Below are 22,471 nucleotides of genomic sequence, written 5' to 3'. Positions count from 1 at the left end.
AGTTAGCGGGAATCGTCATGCCGAAACGTACCGACATCCAAAGCATTCTGATCATCGGCGCCGGGCCCATCGTTATTGGGCAGGCGTGCGAATTCGATTACTCCGGCGCCCAGGCCTGCAAGGCACTGCGCGAGGAGGGGTATCGGGTCATCCTGGTCAACTCCAATCCGGCCACCATCATGACCGACCCGGTGATGGCGGATGCGACCTATATCGAGCCGATCACCTGGCAGGCGGTGGCCCAGATCATCGAGAAAGAACGCCCCGACGCCATCCTGCCAACGATGGGGGGGCAGACGGCGCTCAACTGCGCGCTGGATCTCGACAAGCATGGCGTGTTGACGCAATACGGCGTGGAGATGATCGGTGCCAATGCCGACGCCATCAACAAGGCCGAGGATCGCGACCTGTTCGACAAGGCGATGAAGAACATTGGTCTGGAGTGCCCCAAGGCCAAGGTCGCCCATCGCATGAGCGAAGCGTGGGAAATCCAGGGTGAGCTGGGCTTTCCGGTGATCATTCGCCCGTCCTACACCATGGGGGGTTCCGGTGGCGGCGTGGCCTATAACAAGGAAGAGTTCGAGGAAATCTGCACGCGCGGCTTCGAGCTCTCCAATAACCACGAGCTGCTCATCGACGAGTCGCTGTTGGGTTGGAAGGAATACGAGATGGAGGTCGTGCGCGACAAGCATGACAACTGCATCATCGTGTGCGCCATCGAGAATTTCGACCCCATGGGCGTGCATACCGGGGACTCCATTACCGTTGCCCCGGCGCAGACGCTGACCGACAAGGAATACCAGGTCATGCGTGACGCCTCGCTGGCGGTGTTGCGCGAGATCGGCGTGGAGACCGGCGGCTCCAACGTGCAGTTCGGGGTCGACCCGCAAACCGGTCGTGTGGTGGTCATCGAGATGAACCCGCGCGTCAGCCGCTCCTCGGCGCTGGCGTCCAAGGCTACCGGCTTCCCGATCGCCAAGATCGCCGCCAAGCTGGCGGTCGGCTATACGCTCGACGAACTGCAAAACGACATTACCGGTGGCAAGACGCCGGCCTCGTTCGAGCCGTCAATCGATTACGTGGTCACCAAGATCCCGCGCTTCACCTTCGAGAAGTTTCCTCAGGCCAATGACCGTCTCACCACCCAGATGAAATCGGTGGGCGAAACCATGGCCATCGGGCGGACCTTCCAGGAGTCGCTGCAAAAAGCCTTGCGTGGCCTGGAAATCGGCGCCGATGGCCTCGATCCCAAGGTGACCGACTTCAACGGCGCGGGCATGGCCTTGATCAAGGGCGAGCTGCAGGCCGCCGGAGCCGACCGTATTTTCTTCGTCGCCGACGCGATGCGTGCGGGCATGAGCCTCGACGAGGTCTTCGAGCTGACCAACATCGATCGCTGGTTCCTGGTGCAGATCGAGGAGCTGGTGCGTCTCGAACAGCAAACCGCCAGCCGCTCACTGAACGAGTTGTCGGCATCGACGCTGTTCCGTCTCAAGCGCAAGGGCTTCGCCGATGCGCGCCTTGCCACGCTGCTTGGGGTTTCCGAGGAGGAGTTCCGCAAGACGCGTCAAAAACATGGCATTCGCCCCGTCTACAAGCGGGTCGATACCTGCGCCGCCGAGTTCGCCTCCGATACCGCTTACATGTACTCCACCTACGAGGAGGAATGCGAAGCCGAGGTCAGCGATCGCCAGAAGATCATGGTGCTGGGCGGCGGGCCCAACCGCATCGGCCAGGGCATCGAGTTCGACTACTGCTGCGTGCACGCGGCGCTCGCCATGCGCGAGGATGGCTTTGAAACCATCATGGTCAACTGCAACCCCGAAACCGTGTCCACCGACTACGACACCAGTGACCGCCTCTACTTCGAGCCGGTGACGCTCGAAGATGTGCTGGAGATCGCCGACAAGGAAAAGCCAGCTGGTGTGATCGTGCAGTTTGGTGGGCAGACGCCGCTCAAGCTGGCGCGCGCGTTGGAGGCGGCTGGTGTGCCGATCATCGGCACTACGCCGGATGCGATCGATCGCGCTGAAGATCGCGAGCGCTTCCAGAAGATGATCGATAAGCTGGGTCTCAAGCAGCCGCCCAACGCCACTGCGCGCAGCTTCGAGGATGCTTTCTCCAAGGCCGAGAAGATTGGCTATCCGCTGGTGGTGCGTCCCAGCTACGTGTTGGGCGGTCGCGCCATGGAGATCGTCTATGACGCCTCCGAGCTGGAAAGCTACATGACCCACGCGGTCAAGGTCTCCAACGATTCGCCGGTGTTGCTGGATCACTTCCTCAACGCGGCCGTGGAGATCGATATCGACGCGGTCAGCGACGGTGAGCAGGTGGTGATCGGCGGCATCATGCAGCATATCGAGCAGGCCGGTGTGCACTCTGGCGATTCGGCGTGCTCGTTGCCGCCGTATTCGCTGCCGCCCGAGGTGCAGGACGAGATGCGCGACCAGGTCAAGCGCATGGCACTGGAGCTCAACGTGGTCGGGCTGATGAACGTGCAGCTCGCCTGGCAGGATGGCGAGATCTACGTCATCGAGGTCAACCCGCGGGCGTCGCGCACGGTGCCTTTCGTGTCCAAGTGCATCGGCACGTCGCTGGCCCAGGTCGCGGCGCGCTGCATGGCGGGTAAGACCCTTGCCGAGCAGGACTTCACCCGCGAGCGCTTGCCGGGCTATTACAGCGTCAAGGAAGCCGTCTTCCCGTTCAACAAGTTCCCGGGCGTCGACCCGATCCTGTCGCCGGAGATGAAGTCGACCGGTGAGGTGATGGGGAGTGGCGCGACCTTCGCCGAGGCCTTCTACAAGGCGCAGCTCGGCGCGGGCGAGGCGATTCCGCGCTTGAGCGGTGAGCGCCAGGCTTTCCTCTCGGTACGTGACCCGGACAAGAGTGAGATTACCGAGGTGGCGCAATCTCTGCTAGCATTGGGCTTTAGCCTGATCGCGACCCGTGGCACCGCCATCGCTCTCGAAGCGGCTGGCCTCCCGGTCAAGGTCGTCAATAAGGTCTATGAAGGTCGCCCCCATATCGTCGATATGCTCAAAAACGACGAGGTGGCCTATATCGTAAATACGACCGAAGGCCGCCAGGCGATCAGTGATTCTTCCGTGATCCGCCGTACCGCACTCGCTCGCAAGGTTCCTTATGCCACAACGCTGGCTGGGGCGCGCGCGGTGTGTATGGCGCTTGAGTATGGAAATGCAATTACCGTACGGCGGCTGCAGGAACTGCATGCAGGAGCAAGCACATGAACAAGGTCCCGATGACCGTCGCAGGTGAGCAAAGCCTGCGAAAGGAGCTCGAGCACCTCAAGAGCGTGGAGCGTCCCCAGGTGATCAACGCCATTGCCGAGGCGCGTGAACACGGTGATCTCAAGGAGAACGCCGAGTACCATGCTGCGCGGGAGCAGCAAGGGTTCATCGAAGGGCGCATTCAGGAAATCGAAGGCAAGCTGTCCGCGTCGCAGGTGATCGACGTCACCAAGTTGCCCAAGACCGGCAAGGTGATCTTTGGCGTGACGGTCGAGTTGATCAACCTCCAGGATGACGAGGACGTGCGTTACCGGATCGTCGGCGAAGACGAAGCCGACATCAAGGAAGGGCGGATTTCCGTAACATCGCCGATCGCACGCGCTTTGATCGGCAAGGAAGAAGGCGACACGGTGTTGGTGCGCACGCCGGGCGGTGATGTCGAATACGAGATTGCCGGGGTCGAGCACCTGTAAGTTGGAAGATCGAAGACTGAGCGAGGCCGCCCGATTGGGCGGCCTCGCTCGCTGAAGGGGGCTTCCTTCTTTCAGCTATCTTCTGCGTTCTTTTTACTTCAGCGCCGTCCGTGGTGGTTTTCGAAGCGCTGGATGTTGGATAGCTTGGGGTTGACCCGTGGATTGCGGCGATAAAGCAGAGCGACCTTGCCGATCGTCTGGACGAGTTCGCTGTGGCTGGCTTCGGTCAATTCGTCGATCACGGTTTGACGGGCGTCGCGATCGCCGATGGCGAGCTTGACCTTGATCAGCTCGTGATCTTCCAGGGCGCGAGCTAGCTCGGCCAAGACGCCTTCGGTCAGCCCGTTTTCCGAGACCGTCACCACGGGGTTCAGGTGGTGGCCGATGCTGCGAAATGCTTTCTTTTGTGCCTGTGACAAGCTCATGGTATCGTGACTGTTCCGGGTTGGCGGACACTCGGCGTGTTGCCGAGGGCGTTATCTGAATACGGCCAAGCCGCAGACCGGCGCAACTGCTGTCGGTCGTTCTGGCCTTGTGGCCAGCCCTTGAAGTGTGGCGCCGAGACAAGATAGAACGCGCCATGTTACGGGGAAAGCGGCGTCTTGGAAAGGCCGTGCCGCCCGCTCAGCTAGCCCACCCTGCCTTCCGGACGAGTTTTGACCGCTATCGATTTAGGTGACCCGTGGCACGTTCCTCGCATAATAGCAAGAGCTCGGCCTCTTGGCTCAAGGAGCACTTCGACGATCGTTACGTGCAGCGTTCGTGGCAAGATGGCTATCGCTCGCGGGCGAGTTATAAGCTACTCGAGCTCGATGCCAAGGATGCGTTGCTCAAGCCAGGCATGACCGTCATCGATCTTGGCGCTGCGCCAGGCGGCTGGAGCCAGATTGCCGCCGATAAGGTCGGCGCCAAGGGCTGCGTGGTGGCGTCGGACCTCCTGGAGGTGGATGCGCTGGCCGGGGTGACGTTCGTGCAGGGCGACTTCACCGAAATGGAAGTGCTGGAACGAATTCTTGCCGCCTTGGAAGGGCGTCGTGTCGACCTTGTTATGTCCGATATGGCCCCCAATATGAGTGGTATGGCGGCCATTGATCAGCCCCAGGCGATGTATCTCGTCGAGCTGGCGCTGGATCTGGCGCGTCAAACCTTATCGCCTGGTGGGCGTTTGTTGGCCAAGGTCTTCCAGGGAGAAGGGTTCGATGAATATTTGAAAGAGCTGCGCAGCAGCTTTCGCAAGGTGACGACTCGCAAGCCGGAGGCCTCGCGTGCCCGTTCGCGCGAAGTCTACCTGCTTGCAGAAGGATTCCACGGCTGAGCTTGCGTCCATAGGACTTGCCCTCAGGCGTATCGGCTCGATAGTCATAATGACTTGGTAGTCGGAGCGCTTCTTGTGGTGTAGTGTCAAATCTATGGTCCTGCTTGGCAGACAGTTGCATGCAATGAGGGTATTCCCTTGAACGACATGGCGAAGAACCTGATCCTCTGGTTGGTCATCGCGGCAGTGTTGCTGACGGTGTTCAATAACTTCAGTTCCGACAACTCGCCTCAGGCGATGAGCTACTCTCAATTCGTCGAGCAGGTGCAGAATGATCAAGTGAGCAATGTAACCATCGAAGGTTACACGATCACGGGCGAGCGTGATGATGGCTCGCAATTCCAGACGATCCGTCCGGCGGCACAAGATCCCAAGCTGATGGATGATCTGCTGGCGCACGATGTCAGCGTGGTAGGCAAGCAGCCGGAGGAACAGAGTCTGTGGACGCGCCTGCTCGTGGCCAGCTTCCCGATTCTGATCATTCTGGCGATTTTCATCTTCTTCATGCGTCAAATGCAGGGGGGCGCTGGCGGCAAGGGCGGCCCCATGAGCTTCGGCAAGTCCAAAGCCAAGCTGCTGACTCAGGATCAGATCAAGACCACTTTCGCCGACGTGGCCGGTTGTGACGAGGCCAAGGAAGAAGTCGAGGAACTCGTCGATTTCCTCAAGGATCCCAGTAAGTTCCAGCGCTTGGGTGGGCAGATTCCTCGAGGTGTCCTGATGGTGGGGCCGCCGGGTACGGGTAAGACGCTGCTGGCCAAGTCGATCTCTGGCGAGGCCAACGTGCCGTTCTTCTCGATCTCGGGCTCCGACTTCGTGGAAATGTTCGTCGGCGTAGGGGCATCGCGTGTCCGCGATATGTTCGAGCAGGCCAAGAAGCAGGCTCCGTGCATCATCTTCATCGACGAGATCGACGCTGTCGGGCGTTCGCGTGGTGCCGGCATGGGCGGCGGCAACGACGAACGCGAGCAGACGCTCAACCAGCTGTTGGTCGAGATGGACGGTTTCGAGGCCAACGAAGGCATCATCGTCATCGCCGCGACCAACCGTCCCGATGTTCTCGACCCCGCACTGACACGTCCGGGCCGTTTCGACCGTCAGGTCGTGGTAGAGCTTCCCGATATTCGCGGTCGTGAGCACATTCTCGGCGTGCATCTGCGTAAGGTGCCGTTGGCGGATGATGTTCACTCGAGTCTCATCGCACGCGGGACGCCGGGTTTCTCCGGTGCTGACCTGGCCAATCTGGTCAACGAAGCGGCATTGTTCGCGGCGCGTCGCAACAAGCGCCTGGTGGGCATGGACGAGCTCGAGCTGGCCAAGGACAAGATCTTGATGGGCGCCGAAAAACGCTCGATGGTCATGTCCGAGAAGGAAAAGAGCAACACCGCGTATCACGAATCGGGCCACGCCATCATCGGGCTCCTGATGCCCGAGCATGACCCCGTCTATAAAGTGACGATCATTCCGCGTGGCCGGGCGCTGGGCGTGACTATGTTCTTGCCGGAAGAAGACCGGTATAGCCTCTCTCGCCAGCAGATCATCAGTCAGATTTGCTCGTTGTTCGGCGGCCGTCTTGCCGAGGAAATGACGCTGGGGCCGAATGGCGTCACCACGGGGGCATCCAACGACATCAAGCGCGCTACCGAACTGGCCCATAACATGGTGGCCAAGTGGGGGCTTTCTGAAGAGATGGGGCCGCTGATGTACGACGAGGACGAGTCGCACCAGTTCCTGGGCGGTTCCGGTCAAGGGGGCAAGCTCAAGTCTGGCGAGACCACGACACGCCTCGACAAGGAAGTGCGTCGGATCATTGACGAGTGCTATTCCAAGGCGCGACAGCTCCTCGAGGATAACCGTGACAAGCTCGACCTGATGGCCGAATCGTTGATGCACTACGAAACCATCGACGCCAACCAGATTCGCGAGATCATGGAAGGCCGTAAGCCGAGCCCTCCTGAGGATTGGGAGGACAAGGGGCCGACCACCGGGTCGGGTCCCGCTGCAGGCACGTCGGCAGACGAAGAGCCCGGCACCAGCAGTGACGAAGATGATGATGCACGTCGTCGCCCTTCTGATCCATTGGGCGGGCCGGCCGGCCACTAATATCCATTTTGTGTCATCTCCCAACGGGCGCCGCATAGCGGCGCCCGTTGGCGTTTGGGGCGTGCTTACACTTCGCCTGCCGCATGGTAAGGTAGAAGTTTGACGTTGCGACGGCTCTGATCATGCAAGACCGATATGCCATGCCCATGCAGTTGCGCTGTGGGCGCCATCAGCTCGATCTTTCGTACCCCCGCGTTATGGGGATCCTCAATGTCACGCCTGATTCGTTTTCCGATGGCGGCCGCCATAATGCCTTGGATGAGGCTGTATATCGCGCTGAAACCATGCTGGCCGAGGGGGCGGCGATCATCGACATCGGTGGTGAGTCGACACGCCCTGGTGCCTCGCCGGTGCCGCTTCAGGAAGAGCTGGATCGCGTGCTACCGGTGGTGGAGCGTTTGGTCAGCGAGCTGGATGCGTTGGTGTCGCTGGATACCAGTCGCGGTGAAGTGATGCGTGAGGCGGCATCGCGGGGCGCAGGCATGATCAATGACGTGCGTAGTCTGCGCTGGCCCGGCGCGCTGGAGGCCGCGGCGATGAGCGGCCTGCCGGTGTGCGTGATGCATATGTTGGGCGAGCCCACCGACATGCAGCGGGCGCCGCATTACGAGATGCCGATCGAGGAGGCGGTGGCCGCTTTCCTTGAGACGCGGATCGCCGAATGCGAGGCGGCGGGAATTCGACGCGAGCAGTTGGTGCTCGACCCAGGCTTTGGTTTCGGCAAGCGTGTCGAACATAACCTGCGCTTGCTGAATCGCATGCAACCATTGACTGATTTTGGGCTTCCCCTGCTGGCCGGTATGTCACGTAAGAGTATGATTGGCAAAGTGCTGGCGCGTCCCGTCGAGGAACGCCTGCCAGGGGGCCTGGCGCTCGCCACGATGGCGGTGGAGCGTGGGGCGCGTATCGTGCGCGTCCACGATGTGGGACCGGCGGTGGATGCGGTCAATATGACTTGGGCAGTGCTACAGGAAGGCACCGACGCATGACACGACGCTATTTTGGAACCGATGGTATTCGCGGCACGGTGGGAGAGCCTCCCATCACCGCTGATTTCGTATTGAAACTGGGCTGGGCGATGGGCCGTGTGCTGTCACGCCACACGGGGCGCAAGTCGCGCGCCAAGGTGTTAATTGGCAAGGATACGCGGATTTCGGGCTATATGTTCGAGTCAGCCCTGGAAGCGGGGCTGTCGGCGGCAGGGGTGGACGTATCCTTGCTGGGGCCGATGCCCACCCCGGGTATCGCGTACCTGACGCGGACGTTCCGTGCCGATGCGGGAATCGTCATTTCCGCCTCGCATAACCCGTTTCAGGATAACGGCATCAAGTTCTTCTCCGCTGAGGGCGTCAAGCTTGCCGATGCCGTAGAGGAAGAGATTGAGGTGGAACTCGAGCAGCCGCTATCCACGGTCGCGCCGGCGGCCTTGGGCAAGGCGCTGCGTATCTCGGACGCCGCGGGACGTTACATAGAATTCTGCAAGTCCACGGTGCCCGACCGTCTGACGCTGGAAGGGCTGAAGGTGGTGCTTGATTGCGCACATGGTGCGACCTACCACATCGCGCCCAGCGTCTTGCGCGAACTGGGTGCCGAGGTCAGCTTGATCGGTGTCGACCCGGATGGGCTCAATATCAACCAGGGCGTGGGGTCCACGCATCCAGACGCCTTGCGTGCGGCGGTGATAGAGCGTGGCGCCGATCTCGGCATGGCGCTGGATGGCGATGGCGACCGAGTGATTCTCGTTGATGCCGAGGGGCGTGAGGTCGACGGCGACGATATACTTTATCTGATTGCTCGTGACCGGAAAGTGCGCGATATGTTGGGCGGTGGCGTGGTCGGGACGCTGATGTCCAACTTTGGTCTTGCGGCCGCACTGGAGGCCTTGGGTATTCCCTTTGAGCGGGCCAAAGTCGGAGACCGCTATGTGATGGAGCGCTTGGCAGCCAACGGTTGGCAGCTGGGTGGCGAGTCTTCCGGGCATATTGTATGTGGCCATGTGCAGTCGACCGGTGACGGGATCGTGTCGGCGCTTCAGGTGCTGGCGATCATGGTGCGTGAGTCATCATCGCTGTCGGGCCTGCTCAAGGGTTTCGAGAAAGCGCCGCAAGCGTTGGTCAACGTACGCCTGACCCCCGGTGTCGACAACGAGGCGCTATTGGCCAATGAACAGGTACGTCATGCCGTTGCCTCAGTCGAGGCGGAGCTGGGCGACGAAGGGCGCGTGTTGTTACGGCCCTCGGGCACGGAACCCTTGATCCGGGTCATGGTGGAAGGGCGTCCCCATTTCGATGTCGACGCGCTAGCCAAGCGTATTGCGGACGACATTGAGGGGCAAATGGCGCGCTGAGGCACGCATATTGTGTTGTCAATACGCCTCCTATACCATGGCGCTCCATTCGGAGGACTATTCTATGCGCACGCCGCTGATCGCGGGCAATTGGAAGATGAACGGCTCGCACGCACTGGTGGACGAGTTCGGTCGTGCCTTCGCCGACGCCGCGCTTCCCGATTCGCTGGACGTCGTCATACTGCCGCCATTTCCTTATCTCGATGCGGCGCGTCGCGCGTTGGCCGACGTATTCGTGCAACTCGGCGCGCAGACGCTCAACCCCTCGCATGCCGGCGCGCGCACTGGCGAGGTCAGTGGGCGTATGCTCAAAGAGTTTGATGTCGACTATGTGCTCGTCGGCCATTCGGAGCGGCGCGCTCTTTATCGGGAAACCGATGATGACGTCTATGATCGCTTGCTAGCGGCATTGAATGCCGACATTCAGCCGATTTTATGCGTCGGGGAAACGCTCGAGGAGCGCGATGCAGGGCACACCTTTGATGTCGTGCTGCGCCAGGTTGGCCATGCGTTGGCCCCCCTCGAGCCCGAGCAACGTGCTCGGGTGACGATCGCTTACGAGCCGGTGTGGGCCATCGGCACGGGGCGAACGGCGACGCCTGAGCAGGCACAAGACGTCATGGCCGCTATTCGCGAGTACCAGGCCGGTTTCGATCCCGACCTGGCGCAGGCAATGCGGTTGCTTTACGGCGGCAGCATGAGCGCGGCCAACGCGGCCGAGCTGCTGGCTCAGCCGGATATCGACGGCGGCCTGGTGGGTGGTGCTTCGCTCAAGGTCGACGATTTTTTAGCCATTTGTCATTCAGCAAGGTAGCGCGATGTATATTGGGGTGTTGTTGGTTCATGTGGCGATCGCCATTGCCCTGGTGGTGCTGGTGTTGCTACAGCAGGGCAAGGGAGCCGATGCCGGCGCGTCCTTTGGGGGCGGTGCTTCGCAAACGGTTTTCGGGTCGCAGGGCAGCGGTAATTTCCTGGCCAAGTTGACGGGTGTGCTGGCGGCGGTTTTCTTCGTGACCTCGCTGGGCCTGGCGTACTTCGTTTCACAGGCGGGAGACGCGCCACAGGAAGGTGTGCCCGACGCGCAAGTCGTCGAGCAACAAAATTCCTCGCCGTCTATTGACGAAGAGGAAGATAGCGAGGAGAATGCAGCGCCAGTACTCGAGGACGGCGGCGAATAAATGCAATGCCGTCATTGAGTTAGCTCATCAAACAGTATGCGAAGCCAAGCTGGTTGGCATGATGATGAGCTGTATGACAGGCGAGACGATGTAGACGAAGGGTACAAACGTTTTGCGTCGAGGTAGCCTGGCCCCTGTTGCCGAAGTGGTGGAATTGGTAGACACGCTATCTTGAGGGGGTAGTGGCCTCATGGTCGTGCGGGTTCAAGTCCCGCCTTCGGCACCATATTGAGTCAATGTAAGTTGTTGACCCAATTAAAGATTGGCACGATATGACGATGGTTAGACACCTTGACTTTTCAAGAGGTGATCAGTATAATCGTCAGCCATTGATGCGGGGTGGAGCAGTCTGGTAGCTCGTCGGGCTCATAACCCGAAGGTCGTCGGTTCAAATCCGGCCCCCGCTACCAAGTTTTTTACGAAAGGCCCCTTCCTATGAAGGGGCTTTTTGTTATCACTTGCGACGATAACGCCAATCAGCCACCTAGCTTTCCTCTTCACTCCTGGTCAGGTGCCTGATGCAACTGCTAGTGGGAGCCTCCGCCTGTGGCAAATAAGCACGCTGCACTGAATACGCTCATCGAGCCGGTCGTGACGGCCATGGGCTTCGATCTCTGGGGGGTCGACTACCTTGCCCAGGGTAAGCATTCCCGTCTGGTGATTTATATCGAAAGTGCCGAGGGCGTGACCGTGGATGACTGCGCGTCAGTCAGCCGTCAAGTCAGTGGCGTGTTGGATGTAGAAGACCCCATTGCGGGAGAATATCGCTTGGAGGTCTCATCGCCGGGGATGGACCGTCCTCTGTTTACGCTCGATCAGTTCGCGCGTTTCAAGGGCAGCCATGTCAAGGTGAAGCTGAGCGTCCCCTTCGAAGGGCGTCGCAAATTTCAGGGACAACTGGCGGGTGTCGAGGGCGACGAGATTCTGCTGCAACTCGACGGACAAGAATATTGCTTTCCGGTCGAAAGCATCGAGCAGGCGCGGGTGGTGCCTCAGTTCGATAATTAAGGACAGCTTTTCTACGAGGCATAGGCATGAGTAAAGAGATTCTGCTAGTCGTGGATGCGATCTCGAACGAAAAGGGGGTGCCGCGAGAAGTGATCTTCGAGGCCGTCGAGTCGGCGCTGGCGAGTGCATCGCGCAAGCGTTTCGACGGCCAGGAAGTGAGCGCCCGCGTCAAGATCGACCGCGTGACTGGCGACTATGAAACCTTCCGTCGCTGGACCGTCGTCGACGACGACGCGTTCGAGAATCCGGACAGCGAGATTCCGTTCTCCGAGGCAGAGCGTCGCGATCCACCGCTGGCCCTCGGCGATGTGGTCGAGGAGCAGGTCGAGTCGGTGGCTTTCGGTCGCATCGCCGCCCAGACTGCCAAGCAGGTCATCGTGCAGAAGGTGCGCGAAGCCGAACGGGCTGAGGTCGTGCGCCAATACGCCGAGCGTGAAGGCGAACTGGTGGCGGGTATCGTCAAGAAGACCACACGTGAAGGGTTGGTGGTCGACTTGGGGGAGAACGCCGAGGCTTTCCTCCCGCGTAGTGAAATGATCCCCGGCGAACGTTACCGCATGAACGAGCGGGTACGTGCCCTGTTATGGAAGGTCGATGCCGAGGCGCGTGGCTCGCAGTTGATTCTGACGCGTACGCGCCCCGAGATGATCGTCGAGCTCTTCAAGATAGAAGTACCTGAAATTGCTGAGCAATTGATCGAGATCAAGGGGGCAGCGCGCGATCCGGGCGCCCGCGCCAAGATCGCGGTGAAGACCAATGACAAGCGTATCGACCCGGTCGGTGCGTGTGTCGGCATGCGCGGTTCGCGTGTGCAAGCGGTGTCCAATGAGCTGGGTAACGAGCGCGTGGACATCATTACGTGGGACGACAACCCGGCGCAATTGGTGATCAACGCCATGGCGCCCGCGGAAGTCGGTTCCATTCTTGTCGACGAAGACGCCCACTCCATGGATGTCGCCGTCGCCGAGGATAACCTGGCGCAGGCCATCGGCCGCAGCGGCCAGAACGTTCGCCTGGCTTCCGAGCTGACGGGCTGGACGCTCAACGTGATGACCGAGGAAGAGGCCGAAGGCAAGCGCGAGCAAGAAATCGACAGCCTGATCGAGTACTTCATCAATCATCTCGAAGTCGACGAGGAACTGGCTCGTCTGCTGGTCGAGGAAGGCTTTACCTCGCTTGAAGAGCTGGCTTATGTGCCGCTTGAGGAATTGCTTGAAATCGAGGAATTGGATGAAGCACTGATCGAAACGCTGCGCGCTCGAGCCAAGGACGAGTTGCTGACGCTGGCCATTGCCTCAGAAGAGGCGCTGGACGGTGCGCAGCCTGATGACGACCTCCTTGAAATGGAGGGCATGGAGCGTCACTTGGCATTCACGCTCGCCAGCCGAGGGATCGTCACTCGTGAGGATTTGGCCGAGCAGTCCATCGATGATCTCAAGGACATCGACGATGTGGACGAAGAGCGCGCTGCGGCGCTGATAATGACCGCTCGTGCGCCTTGGTTCGAGAGCGAACAGTAATCTGGTCACGGGCTCAGGAGGGTCGTAATGTCAGACATGACCGTTAAGGATTTTGCCAGCAAGGTGGGACGCGACGTGTCCCGTCTGCTGGAGCAGATGAAAGAAGCGGGGCTTCCCCATCAGGACGAAAGCGATGCGGTATCCGAGGAGGACAAACAGCGCCTTCTCGATCACCTGACGCGTAGCCATGGTGGGGATAGCGGCGCGACGAAGAACCGCGTGACGTTGACGCGTAATACCAAGAGCCGGATCCGTAGTGGCGATGGCCGTGGCAAGGCCATCGACGTACAGGTGCGCAAGAAGCGTACTTACGTCAAGCGCGAGCCGGAGCCGGCCGAGGAAGCACCGGCCGAAGAAGCCGGTCCGCGTCAGTTGGTCGGTGATATGGCCGATGCCAAGCAGGCTCAGGCCGCCCAGGCTGCCGAAACCGCCAAGGCGGAACAAGCCGCTGCGGAAGAGGCCGCCCGGGTGAAGGCACAAGAGCCGACCCAAGACGCTCAGGCACCCGAGACCGATAAGCCGGCTGAAAGCGAGGCACCGAGCACACCAGAAGCTCCTGTGCCCGAGGACATCGCCACACCGGCGCCCGCGAGCGAGCCCTACGTCGAGGCGCCGCCGAAAGAGCCGCGGACACCGAACCGGCGTGGTCAGACTCCTCATAAGAAAGAATCCGAACGTGGCCGCAAAGGTGGTCGTGACGACGATGACGAGCGTCGTGAGCGGCGTCGTGGCAATGCCAAGAAAGCCAAGCGCTCCGAGCGTCGTGGCGGCGGGCGTCGTGGCGGCGGTCGCGATAATCAGCACGGCTTCCAGAAGCCGACGCAGCCCATCGTCCGTGAAGTTGGCATTCCTGAGTCGATCAGCGTTGCCGAGCTGGCCGACAAGATGTCGATCAAGGCCAATGAGGTCATCAAGGCGATGTTCACCATGGGTGCGGCGGTGACCATCAACCAGACTATCGACCAGGACACGGCGGCCATCGTCGTCGAAGAGATGGGCCATAAGCCCAAGCTGGTCAAGGACGATGCGCTGGAGACGGAAGTGCTCGAGGCCATCTCCTACGAAGGCGACGAAATCATGCGTGCGCCGGTCGTCACGGTGATGGGCCACGTCGATCACGGCAAGACCTCGCTACTCGACTTCATTCGCCGTACGAAGGTTGCGACCGGCGAGGCCGGTGGCATTACCCAGCACATCGGCGCCTATCACGTCGAGGACCAGCACGGCGGCGTGACCTTCCTCGACACTCCAGGCCACGCAGCATTCACCGCCATGCGTGCTCGCGGTGCCCAGGCGACCGATGTGGTCATCCTGGTCGTTGCGGCCGACGATGGCGTCATGCCGCAGACCGTCGAGGCGATCGAGCATTCCAAAGCGGCCGGCGTGCCGATGGTGGTGGCGGTCAACAAGGTCGATAAGGAAGGTGCGGATTTCGACCGTATCCGCAATGAACTGTCCCAGCACGGTGTGATCTCCGAAGAATGGGGCGGCGATACGCAGTTCGTACACGTCTCAGCCAAGACCGGTGACGGCATCGATGCACTGCTCGAGGCGGTGCTGCTGGTCTCCGAAGTGCTCGAGCTCAAGGCAGTGCCGGAAGCACCTGCCAAAGGTGTCGTCGTTGAATCTCAGCTGGACAAGGGGCGTGGTCCGGTGGCGACTGTGCTGGTGCAGAACGGCACGCTCAAGCGAGGCGATATCGTCTTGGCTGGTTTGCACTATGGTCGCGTTCGCGCGCTGGTCAACGAAACCGGCACACGCGTGGAAGAGGTCGGCCCGGCCATGCCGGTCGAGATCCAGGGCCTCGATGGTACGCCCGAAGCCGGTGACGAGTTCATCGTCGTCGCTGATGAGAAGAAGGCACGTGAAGTCGCCAACTTCCGTCAGGGCAAGTACCGCGAAGTGCGCCTGGCTCGCCAGCAGAAGGCCAAGTTGGAGAACATGTTCAGCCAGATGGGGCAGGACGAAGTGGCCAAGGTCAACATCGTCCTCAAGGTCGATGTGCAAGGTTCCTTGGAAGCGATTCGTGGTGCCTTGGAAGAACTCTCCACCGACGAAGTCAAGGTGGCGGTCGTGTCCTCGGGTGTCGGCGGTATCACCGGTACCGATGCCAACTTGGCGGTGGCCAGTGACGCCATTCTGGTCGGTTTCAACGTGCGTGCCGATGTGTCTGCGCGGGAAATCGTCGAACGTGAAGGCTTGGATCTGCGCTATTACAGTGTGATCTACCACCTCATCGACGAAGTCAAGCAGGCCATGAGTGGCATGCTGGCACCGGAGTGGAAGGAAGAGATCGTCGGCGTGGCCGAAGTGCGCGAGGTTTTTCGTGCGCCCAAGATCGGCGCCGTGGCAGGCTGCATGGTCATCGAAGGCACCGTGCATCGTCACAAGCGGATTCGCGTACTGCGTGAGAACGTCGTCATCTACGAAGGCGAGCTGGAATCTCTGCGTCGCTACAAGGATGACCTTGGCGAGGTCCGCAGCGGTATGGAATGCGGTATCGGCGTCAAGAACTACAACGACGTTCAGGTCGGCGACAAGATCGAGGTCTTCGATCAGGTCAAGGTCGAGCGTAGCCTGTAAGGCATGGCGGACGACTCGTCGTCCGCTATCCGAATGGCGAATCGCGGGAGATAACGATGCGCGAATTCAAACGTACCGATCGTGTGGCCGATCAACTGCAGCAGGAGTTGGCTGTCCTCATCCAGCGTGAGATCAAGGATCCACGCCTGGGGATGGTCACTGTGAGTGCGGTGAAGGTCAGTCGCGATCTGGGCTATGCCGACATCTACATCACACTGTTGGGTGAGAACGATGCCACGCGCATCGATGAAAACCTCAAGGTGCTGCGTCATGCGCGGGGATTCCTGCGCAGTCAGATCGCCAATCGCGTCAAGCTCCGGCATGTGCCGGAACTACGTTTTCATTACGATGAAAGCGTTGTGCGTGGTCAGCGTCTGTCATCCTTGATCGACGAGGCGGTGGCCGATGATCGTCGCCGTCACGACGATGATGAAGACGAGGTACGTTGATGGCGCGACGTCGTCGTGGCACACCGGTGGATGGCGTGCTGCTGCTTGATAAGGCGCAGGGCGTCTCATCGAACCATGCCTTGCAACAGGTGCGCCGTTTATACGATGCACAAAAGGCTGGTCATACCGGCACGCTGGACCCAATGGCGACTGGCTTGCTGCCGATCTGTTTTGGTGAGGCGACCAAGTTTTCTGCCTATTTGCTTGATGCCGACAAGACGTACCGTACGCGTGTCAGGCTGGGCGAGACCACGGATACTGGCGACGTAGAAGGTACGGTGGTCGAGCGTCATTCGGTGCCGGCCCTCGTCGAGCACGATATCGAGGCCGTACTGGCGAGGTTTCGCGGTGACATCGAGCAGATTCCACCGATGTACTCGGCACTCAAGCACCAGGGGCGGCCTCTCTACGAGCTGGCTCGCGAAGGCAAGCAGGTCGAGCGTGCGGCACGCCGCGTGAGGGTTTATGATATGCGTCTGCTGTCGTGCGAGACCGAGGGTTTCGAACTCGAGGTGCGCTGCAGCAAGGGCACCTACATCCGTACCTTGGCTGAGGATATCGGTCGGGCGCTAGGATGCGGCGCGCACATTACGTCCCTGCGTCGGCTAAGTAGCGGGCCGTTCGACGCCGATGCCATGCAGGGCTACGAGGCGCTCGAGCAGATGGACGAAGCCTCGCGTCAGGCGCGGTTGTTGCCCATCGATGCGATGCTGCCCCACGTGCCATCGCTTGAAGTGGCAGCGATCGAGTCGCGGCGACTTCTGCAGGGGCAGCGGGCACGGGTTGAAACCGGGGCTTTGGCTCCGGACGAAACGGCGCGCCTCTATCACGACGGTGCTTTTTTGGGGCTCGTGAGTGTTACGAGACCTGGGGAAGTCACGCCGCGACGCTTACGGAATACCGCCTCGCCCGTTCGCGAGTGAGGCGTGATACCTGGCGCGTGCCATGTGCGCCGGGGCGGGCCGATACCATCGGTGTGCATGAAGGCCAGGCCTTTTACATGGCGCCCGTATTTCGCGGGCAGTACCTGGAGACTGCAAATATGCGTGGTCTCCGACATTCATTGCTCAGGCATATTGTTTACTGGAGAGAGAAATGGCACTGACCGCTGAACAGAAAGCCACCATCGTTAATGAATACGGTCGTGGCGAAAGCGATACCGGTTCCCCTGAAGTACAGGTGGCCCTGCTATCCGCCAACATCGATGGCTTGCAGGATCACTTCAAAAGCAACAAGCAGGATCACCACTCTCGTCGTGGCCTGATTCGCATGGTCAACCAGCGTCGCAAGCTGCTGGATTATCTGAAGCGCAAAGATCTCGGGCGTTATCAGTCATTGATCCAGCGTCTCGGCCTGCGCCGCTAAGGAAGTCTCGTTCGCGACAGTGCAGGAGTGGATGCCATGAAGGTATTTCACTTGTATGCCAGAGTCGTGAAGGTCTTTCATGCTAGCGATGACGCATGGGTGTTTGAAACGGGCAGTCCTCCGGGGCTGCCCGTTTTTTGTTACGTCGGCCCCGCGTGTCGTAATGAGTGGCCCCGTGGCGCGTGAGCTCCTAAAATGGTCGCCGAGTCGAGACGACCCATACATGAGATGAAAAGTTAAGGACATTGCCGTGAACCCGGTCAAGAAAACGTTTCAATACGGTCGCAGTACCGTGACCCTGGAAACGGGCCGCATTGCCCGCCAGGCTACCGGTGCCGTGATGGTGACCATGGACGACACCGTGGTGCTGTGTACCGTGGTGGCCAAGAAAGATGCCAACCCCGCTCAACCTTTTTTCCCGCTTTCTGTCCACTATCAGGAAAAGACCTACGCCGTAGGCAAGATTCCCGGTGGCTTCTTCAAGCGTGAAGGTCGCCCTACCGAGAAGGAAACCCTCACCTCGCGTTTGATCGATCGGCCGATCCGCCCGCTGTTCCCCAACGGGTTCATGAACGAGGTGCAGGTCGTGTGCACGGTGCTCTCCACCGACCGCAATCATGACCCCGACATCGCGGCGATGCTAGGCACGTCTGCGGCGTTGGCCATCTCCGGGGTCCCCTTCAATGGTCCGATTGCTGCCGCGCGTGTTGGCTTCACCGAAGATAATGGCTATTTCCTCAACCCGACGGTGGAGGAGCTGGGCAGCTCCGAGCTGAACATGGTCGTGGCCGGTACCGGGAAGGCCGTGCTGATGGTCGAGTCTGAGGCCAACGAACTGCTCGAGGATGAAATGCTCGGCGCGGTGCTCTTCGGGCATCAGGAAATGCAGGCCGCGATTGCCGCTATCGACGAACTGACCGCTGAAGCCGGCAAGCCGCGCTGGGAGTGGCAACCCGCCGCTGAGAACATGGCTCTTAAGGAGGCCCTGGCGGCCGGCTTCGAGGCCAAGATCGGCGAAGCCTATCGCATCACCGACAAGATGGCGCGTCAGGATGCCTTGTCTGCCCTGAAGGATGAGGCGATCACGCAACTGGCTGGTGAAGAGCAAGGCCAGTTCGATGCTGATGAGGTCAAGGGTGGCTTTGCCAGCCTTGAGAAACGGGTGGTGCGTTCACGGGTGATCAAGGGCGAGCCGCGCATCGATGGCCGCGATCACAAGACCGTGCGTCCGTTGGCGATCGAGGTCGGCAACCTGCCCAAGACACATGGCTCGGCGGTATTCACGCGAGGTGAGACCCAGGCGATTGTGGTCGCGACCTTGGGAACGCTGCGGGACGCTCAGTTGATTGAATCGCTGGAAGGTGAGCGCAAGGACCGCTTCCTGCTGCACTACAACTTCCCTCCTTATAGCGTGGGTGAAGCCGGATTCATGGGTGGGCCCAAGCGTCGCGAGATCGGCCATGGGCGACTGGCGCGTCGTGGTGTGCAGGCCATGCTGCCCAGTGAAGAAGATTTCCCCTACACCATTCGCGTGGTGTCGGAAATCACCGAATCGAACGGCTCCAGCTCCATGGCCTCGGTATGCGGTTCCTCCTTGGCGCTAATGGACGCCGGCGTCCCGCTCAAGGCCCCGGTGGCGGGTATCGCCATGGGCTTGGTCAAGGATGACGATGGCTACGCAGTGTTGACCGATATCCTCGGTGACGAGGACCACCTTGGCGATATGGACTTCAAGGTGGCGGGTTCGACCGCCGGCGTGACGGCCCTGCAGATGGACATCAAGATCGAGGGTATCAATGAAGAGATCATGGAGACCGCGTTGCAGCAAGCGCACGAGGCGCGCCTGCATATTCTCGAGCAGATGAGCACCGTCATCGGCCAGAGCCGTAGCGAAGTATCCGATAACGCACCGTCGATGGCCACCATCAAGATTGATCCCGACAAGATTCGTGACGTCATCGGTAAGGGTGGCGCGACCATTCGTAAGATCTGTGACGATACCGGCGCGTCGATCGATCTCGACGACGACGGTACCGTGCGCATTTACGCTGAGGACAAGACGGCCGCCAAAGCGGCGATCGATACTGTCTTGGCGATTACCGCCGAGCCTGAGATCGGCAAGCTCTATCAGGGTAAGGTCGCGCGTATCACAGATTTCGGTGCCTTCGTCACCTTCATGCCGGGTACCGATGGCCTGGTGCATATCTCGCAGATCGTCCCCGAGCGCGTCAACGATGTGCGTGATTATCTCAGTGAGGATCAGGAAGTCATCGTCAAGGTGCTCGACATCGATAACCGCAACCGCGTGAAGCTTTCCATCAAGGAAATCACCGCAGAAGAAAAAGCGGCTTTCGAGGCAGCGCCGGCTGAATAAATGCCCTGCGTCAAGCGGTTAATGAAGCCCCGTACACCAAGGTGTACGGGGCTTTTTACGTTAGCGGCACCTTAAACTGAGTAGACGCTTGTGGCAGGAGACGAACGGCGCTTGGGCATCCACTGGCGCAAGCGGCGTGAAAGTCGCTTTTCGATGAATTCGAAACTGGCCCACGACAACACGGCGATGAGCGGTAAGCAGATGGCCAGGGTCGCGTAGGGAGGAAGACCGACGTGTTCGCGTAAGGTGTATTGCGCCGTCCACAGCACGATCACATGAAGCAGGTAGGTCGAATAGGACCAATCCCCCAAGGCCTTGATCACTCGGTTTCCGGCGAATAGCGGCTCCATGGAGATGAATGCACATAGTAGCACTGCACTCGGTAAGCCCCAGGCGAGGAAGCGCGTCATGCCCTGTGGGTCGTCGAACTGCATGAGCAGTGCGAATGCCCCAACGGCGATACCGGCCGGGAGCCAGCGCCCCTGGGGGAGCCAGCCGCGTCGATAGATGATGCCGACCCCCAGCCCGAGCAAGAAGTTGTAGATGATGGGGTCATGGTAGAAGTCGCTCAATAGTGGGCGCTCCGCGAGCCAAGCGCTGATCGCGATCAGCACCAAGGCAAGTAGCCACAGGCGTAAATGCCGGTTGACCAGTAAGGAGCCTGCAAACACCAGATAGAACAGCATTTCGAAGTTAAGCGTCCATCCCACGGGCAATGTTGGATAGTATCCATAGCCAGCGGGGTTCTCGGTGGGTAGAAAGAAAAGCGACATCACCAGGCTTTTGAGGTCCAGCTCATAGTTTGGCATGACATCCTGTGAGAGGTAGATGATGCCTGCGGTGATGGCGGTATACAGCCAGTAGGCAGGCACGATGCGTGCTGCCCGCTGCAGCAGAAACTCCCCGCTGGAAGGTGCGCGGCGTGCGGTGGCGGCATAGATGACGAAGCCACTGATGATGAAAAAGATATCCACGCCCATTTGGCCTCGGGTGGCGAGAAGGTGTTCGAAGGTATTGTTAGTATCGAAATCGAAAAAGACCTGCACGAAGTGGTGGAAAACGACCACCCATGCCGCAAACGCACGTAATGCCTGCACCGAAATCAACATACCGATGACATTTCCTGTTGAAACCAAGACGAATACGACGCCGCTTGGGCGTCGTAAACGGTTGGGCAGGCAGGATAATCGAAAAGTTCACCGGTTTGACGTAGGGTTACAAAACAGTGTTTTAGTTAGCATCTCATGGACGTTCGATGGCTAGCGCCACGCCTTGTCCTCCGCCGATGCAAAGGGTCGCCAGGCCCTTCCTGGCATCGCGGGCGATCATTTCATGCAGCAGCGTCACCAGGATGCGGCAACCGGAGGCGCCGATAGGGTGCCCCAGCGCGATGGCGCCTCCATTGACATTGATCTTGGCCGGATCCCATCCGAGTTCCTTATTGACGGCGAGTGCCTGGGCGGCGAAAGCCTCGTTGGCTTCGATCAAGTCCAGTTCATCGAGTGACCAGCCTGCGCGCTCCAGGCAGCGCCGCGTGGCGGGGGCGGGGCCGATGCCCATGATCGCGGGGTCGACCCCGGCGTTGGCGTAGGCCTTGATTACCGCGAGGGGTTCGAGGCCAAGGGCTTTCGCTTTCTTGGCCGAGCAGAGCATGGTCACGGCGGCGCCGTCATTGAGTGAGGAGGCATTGCCGGCGGTGACGGTGCCATCGCGCTTGAAGGCTGGGCGCATGCCGGCGAGCTGTTCGGCGGTCACGCCCGCGCGAGGTCCTTCGTCGGTAGTGACGTGGAGTGGGTCGCCTTTGCGCTGGGGGACCTCGACCGGCACGATTTGTCCGGCGAAACGGCCTTCTTCGATGGCCGCGGTCGCCTTTTGCTGGGACGCGGCGGCAAAGGCGTCCATGTCCTCGCGGGTGATGGCGTATTTGGCGGCAAGATTCTCGGCGGTAATCCCCATGTGAATATCGTTGAAGGCGTCCCACAAGCCGTCACGGATCATCGTGTCCACCGCCGTCCAGTCGCCCATGCGTTGGCCGGTACGCGAATTCGGCAGCACGTGCGGGGACAGCGACATGTTCTCCTGGCCACCGGCAATGATTAGTTCGGCGTCGCCACAGCGGATGGCCTGTGTGGCCAGATGCAGTGCCTTGAGGCCCGAGCCACAGACCTTATTGATGGTCATCGCCGGTACGGCGGAGGGCAGCCCGGCGTTTATTGCCGCCTGGCGAGCGGGATTCTGGCCGCATCCGGCGGCCAGCACCTGACCCAGAAGGACCTCATCGACCTGTTCGGGTGTCACGCCGGTATGCGCGAGCAAGTCCGCGATGACCGTGGCGCCGAGCTGGGTCGCGGGGAGGCTGGCGAGTGCGCCGCCGAAACTACCTATGGCGGTGCGTCGTGCCGCTACGATCACCACGTCTTCCATAAAAAACTCCTGTCAGCCTAGAGGGGCGATATCTTCAGGATAGGCGAGCCCTGGGTCGGGCGACAATCGGGTAATAGGTGTAGA

18 protein-coding genes and 2 tRNA genes are annotated in these 22,471 nt (G+C 60.3%); 17 read left to right on the top strand and 3 right to left on the bottom strand.

Features of this window, described 5'->3' with window-relative positions:
- Nucleotides 1-17 precede the first annotated feature (17 nt).
- Entirely contained in the window at nt 18-3,248 is a 3,231-nt protein-coding gene (gene carB / locus LUN51_RS03820) for a carbamoyl-phosphate synthase large subunit (RefSeq protein WP_277810209.1), read from the top strand.
- On the top strand, nt 3,245-3,721 hold the full coding sequence (gene greA / locus LUN51_RS03815) for a transcription elongation factor GreA (protein ID WP_097021325.1): 477 nt from the start codon (nt 3,245-3,247) through the stop codon (nt 3,719-3,721). The genes carB and greA overlap by 4 nt, the downstream gene beginning before the upstream one ends.
- Nucleotides 3,722-3,819: 98 nt before the next feature.
- Here greA and yhbY read toward each other — a convergent pair whose 3' ends face one another.
- Nucleotides 3,820-4,146: a ribosome assembly RNA-binding protein YhbY gene (gene yhbY / locus LUN51_RS03810; RefSeq protein ID WP_097021324.1), complete on the bottom strand. Its 327-nt coding sequence runs from the start codon at nt 4,144-4,146 to the stop codon at nt 3,820-3,822.
- A 257-nt stretch (nt 4,147-4,403) separates the two neighbouring features.
- Here yhbY and rlmE point away from each other — a divergent pair, with 257 nt between their 5' ends.
- From rlmE to pnp, 15 genes are all read left to right on the top strand, one after another.
- A complete protein-coding gene (gene rlmE / locus LUN51_RS03805; RefSeq protein WP_097021323.1) occupies nt 4,404-5,036 on the top strand; it encodes a 23S rRNA (uridine(2552)-2'-O)-methyltransferase RlmE in 633 nt (210 codons plus the stop codon).
- 138 nt (nt 5,037-5,174) lie between these two features.
- Complete coding sequence (gene ftsH, locus LUN51_RS03800; protein WP_097021322.1) at nt 5,175-7,139, top strand: ATP-dependent zinc metalloprotease FtsH; 1,965 nt, start codon at nt 5,175-5,177, stop codon at nt 7,137-7,139.
- A gap of 197 nt (nt 7,140-7,336) precedes the next feature.
- Nucleotides 7,337-8,128 carry a dihydropteroate synthase gene (gene folP / locus LUN51_RS03795; RefSeq protein ID WP_277810536.1) on the top strand — a complete coding sequence of 264 codons (792 nt, stop codon included), beginning with the start codon at nt 7,337-7,339 and terminating at the stop codon, nt 8,126-8,128.
- Nucleotides 8,125-9,486: a phosphoglucosamine mutase gene (gene glmM / locus LUN51_RS03790; protein WP_277810208.1), complete on the top strand. Its 1,362-nt coding sequence runs from the start codon at nt 8,125-8,127 to the stop codon at nt 9,484-9,486. Before folP ends, glmM begins: the two co-directional genes overlap by 4 nt.
- A 64-nt stretch (nt 9,487-9,550) precedes the next feature.
- Nucleotides 9,551-10,300, top strand: coding sequence for a triose-phosphate isomerase (tpiA, locus tag LUN51_RS03785; RefSeq protein ID WP_277810207.1), 750 nt, complete (start codon nt 9,551-9,553; stop codon nt 10,298-10,300).
- Nucleotides 10,301-10,304: 4 nt separating this feature from the next.
- Nucleotides 10,305-10,664, top strand: coding sequence for a preprotein translocase subunit SecG (secG, locus tag LUN51_RS03780; RefSeq protein WP_097021319.1), 360 nt, complete (start codon nt 10,305-10,307; stop codon nt 10,662-10,664).
- Between the two features lie 139 nt (nt 10,665-10,803).
- Nucleotides 10,804-10,890: transfer RNA gene (locus LUN51_RS03775), tRNA-Leu, on the top strand.
- A gap of 107 nt (nt 10,891-10,997) precedes the next feature.
- Nucleotides 10,998-11,074, top strand: a tRNA-Met gene (locus LUN51_RS03770).
- Nucleotides 11,075-11,210: 136 nt separating this feature from the next.
- Nucleotides 11,211-11,672 carry a ribosome maturation factor RimP gene (rimP, locus tag LUN51_RS03765; protein ID WP_040239917.1) on the top strand — a complete coding sequence of 154 codons (462 nt, stop codon included), beginning with the start codon at nt 11,211-11,213 and terminating at the stop codon, nt 11,670-11,672.
- Nucleotides 11,673-11,698: 26 nt separating this feature from the next.
- A complete protein-coding gene (nusA, locus tag LUN51_RS03760) occupies nt 11,699-13,192 on the top strand; it encodes a transcription termination factor NusA (protein WP_040239916.1) in 1,494 nt (497 codons plus the stop codon).
- A 27-nt stretch (nt 13,193-13,219) separates the two neighbouring features.
- Nucleotides 13,220-15,775: a translation initiation factor IF-2 gene (infB, locus tag LUN51_RS03755; RefSeq protein WP_277810206.1), complete on the top strand. Its 2,556-nt coding sequence runs from the start codon at nt 13,220-13,222 to the stop codon at nt 15,773-15,775.
- A gap of 56 nt (nt 15,776-15,831) precedes the next feature.
- Nucleotides 15,832-16,224 carry a 30S ribosome-binding factor RbfA gene (gene rbfA, locus LUN51_RS03750; RefSeq protein ID WP_277810205.1) on the top strand — a complete coding sequence of 131 codons (393 nt, stop codon included), beginning with the start codon at nt 15,832-15,834 and terminating at the stop codon, nt 16,222-16,224.
- The gene (gene truB, locus LUN51_RS03745; protein WP_277810204.1) at nt 16,224-17,147 is read left to right on the top strand and encodes a tRNA pseudouridine(55) synthase TruB; all 924 of its coding nucleotides are present in this window, start codon (nt 16,224-16,226) and stop codon (nt 17,145-17,147) included. The genes rbfA and truB overlap by 1 nt, the downstream gene beginning before the upstream one ends.
- A gap of 172 nt (nt 17,148-17,319) precedes the next feature.
- The gene (rpsO, locus tag LUN51_RS03740; RefSeq protein ID WP_277810203.1) at nt 17,320-17,589 is read left to right on the top strand and encodes a 30S ribosomal protein S15; all 270 of its coding nucleotides are present in this window, start codon (nt 17,320-17,322) and stop codon (nt 17,587-17,589) included.
- Between the two features lie 250 nt (nt 17,590-17,839).
- The gene (gene pnp, locus LUN51_RS03735; RefSeq protein WP_277810202.1) at nt 17,840-19,963 is read left to right on the top strand and encodes a polyribonucleotide nucleotidyltransferase; all 2,124 of its coding nucleotides are present in this window, start codon (nt 17,840-17,842) and stop codon (nt 19,961-19,963) included.
- Between the two features lie 71 nt (nt 19,964-20,034).
- Here the strand turns inward: pnp and LUN51_RS03730 are convergent, their stop codons facing one another.
- Entirely contained in the window at nt 20,035-21,072 is a 1,038-nt protein-coding gene (locus LUN51_RS03730) for an acyltransferase family protein (protein WP_277810201.1), read from the bottom strand.
- A gap of 133 nt (nt 21,073-21,205) precedes the next feature.
- Nucleotides 21,206-22,387, bottom strand: a complete 1,182-nt coding sequence (locus LUN51_RS03725) for an acetyl-CoA C-acetyltransferase (RefSeq protein WP_277810200.1) — start codon at nt 22,385-22,387, stop codon at nt 21,206-21,208.
- Between the last annotated feature and the right edge of the window lie 84 nt (nt 22,388-22,471).

Source organism: Chromohalobacter canadensis, from assembly GCF_029544075.1.
Lineage (GTDB): Bacteria > Pseudomonadota > Gammaproteobacteria > Pseudomonadales > Halomonadaceae > Chromohalobacter > Chromohalobacter canadensis_A.
Note: the sequence above shows the minus strand (reverse complement) of the source record. Positions and strands in the feature narration are given on the sequence as shown.

What these genes read in the sequence shown, in the direction of transcription:
- secG (WP_097021319.1), top strand. Translation starts at nt 10,305, where the DNA reads ATGTATATTGGGGTGTTGTTGGTTCATGTGGCGATCGCCATTGCCCTG.
- carB (WP_277810209.1), top strand. Translation starts at nt 18, where the DNA reads ATGCCGAAACGTACCGACATCCAAAGCATTCTGATCATCGGCGCCGGG.
- yhbY (WP_097021324.1), bottom strand. Translation starts at nt 4,146, where the DNA reads ATGAGCTTGTCACAGGCACAAAAGAAAGCATTTCGCAGCATCGGCCAC.
- tpiA (WP_277810207.1), top strand. Translation starts at nt 9,551, where the DNA reads ATGCGCACGCCGCTGATCGCGGGCAATTGGAAGATGAACGGCTCGCAC.
- nusA (WP_040239916.1), top strand. Translation starts at nt 11,699, where the DNA reads ATGAGTAAAGAGATTCTGCTAGTCGTGGATGCGATCTCGAACGAAAAG.
- greA (WP_097021325.1), top strand. Translation starts at nt 3,245, where the DNA reads ATGAACAAGGTCCCGATGACCGTCGCAGGTGAGCAAAGCCTGCGAAAG.
- rbfA (WP_277810205.1), top strand. Translation starts at nt 15,832, where the DNA reads ATGCGCGAATTCAAACGTACCGATCGTGTGGCCGATCAACTGCAGCAG.
- LUN51_RS03725 (WP_277810200.1), bottom strand. Translation starts at nt 22,387, where the DNA reads ATGGAAGACGTGGTGATCGTAGCGGCACGACGCACCGCCATAGGTAGT.
- LUN51_RS03730 (WP_277810201.1), bottom strand. Translation starts at nt 21,072, where the DNA reads ATGTTGATTTCGGTGCAGGCATTACGTGCGTTTGCGGCATGGGTGGTC.
- glmM (WP_277810208.1), top strand. Translation starts at nt 8,125, where the DNA reads ATGACACGACGCTATTTTGGAACCGATGGTATTCGCGGCACGGTGGGA.
- truB (WP_277810204.1), top strand. Translation starts at nt 16,224, where the DNA reads ATGGCGCGACGTCGTCGTGGCACACCGGTGGATGGCGTGCTGCTGCTT.
- infB (WP_277810206.1), top strand. Translation starts at nt 13,220, where the DNA reads ATGTCAGACATGACCGTTAAGGATTTTGCCAGCAAGGTGGGACGCGAC.
- folP (WP_277810536.1), top strand. Translation starts at nt 7,337, where the DNA reads ATGGGGATCCTCAATGTCACGCCTGATTCGTTTTCCGATGGCGGCCGC.
- rpsO (WP_277810203.1), top strand. Translation starts at nt 17,320, where the DNA reads ATGGCACTGACCGCTGAACAGAAAGCCACCATCGTTAATGAATACGGT.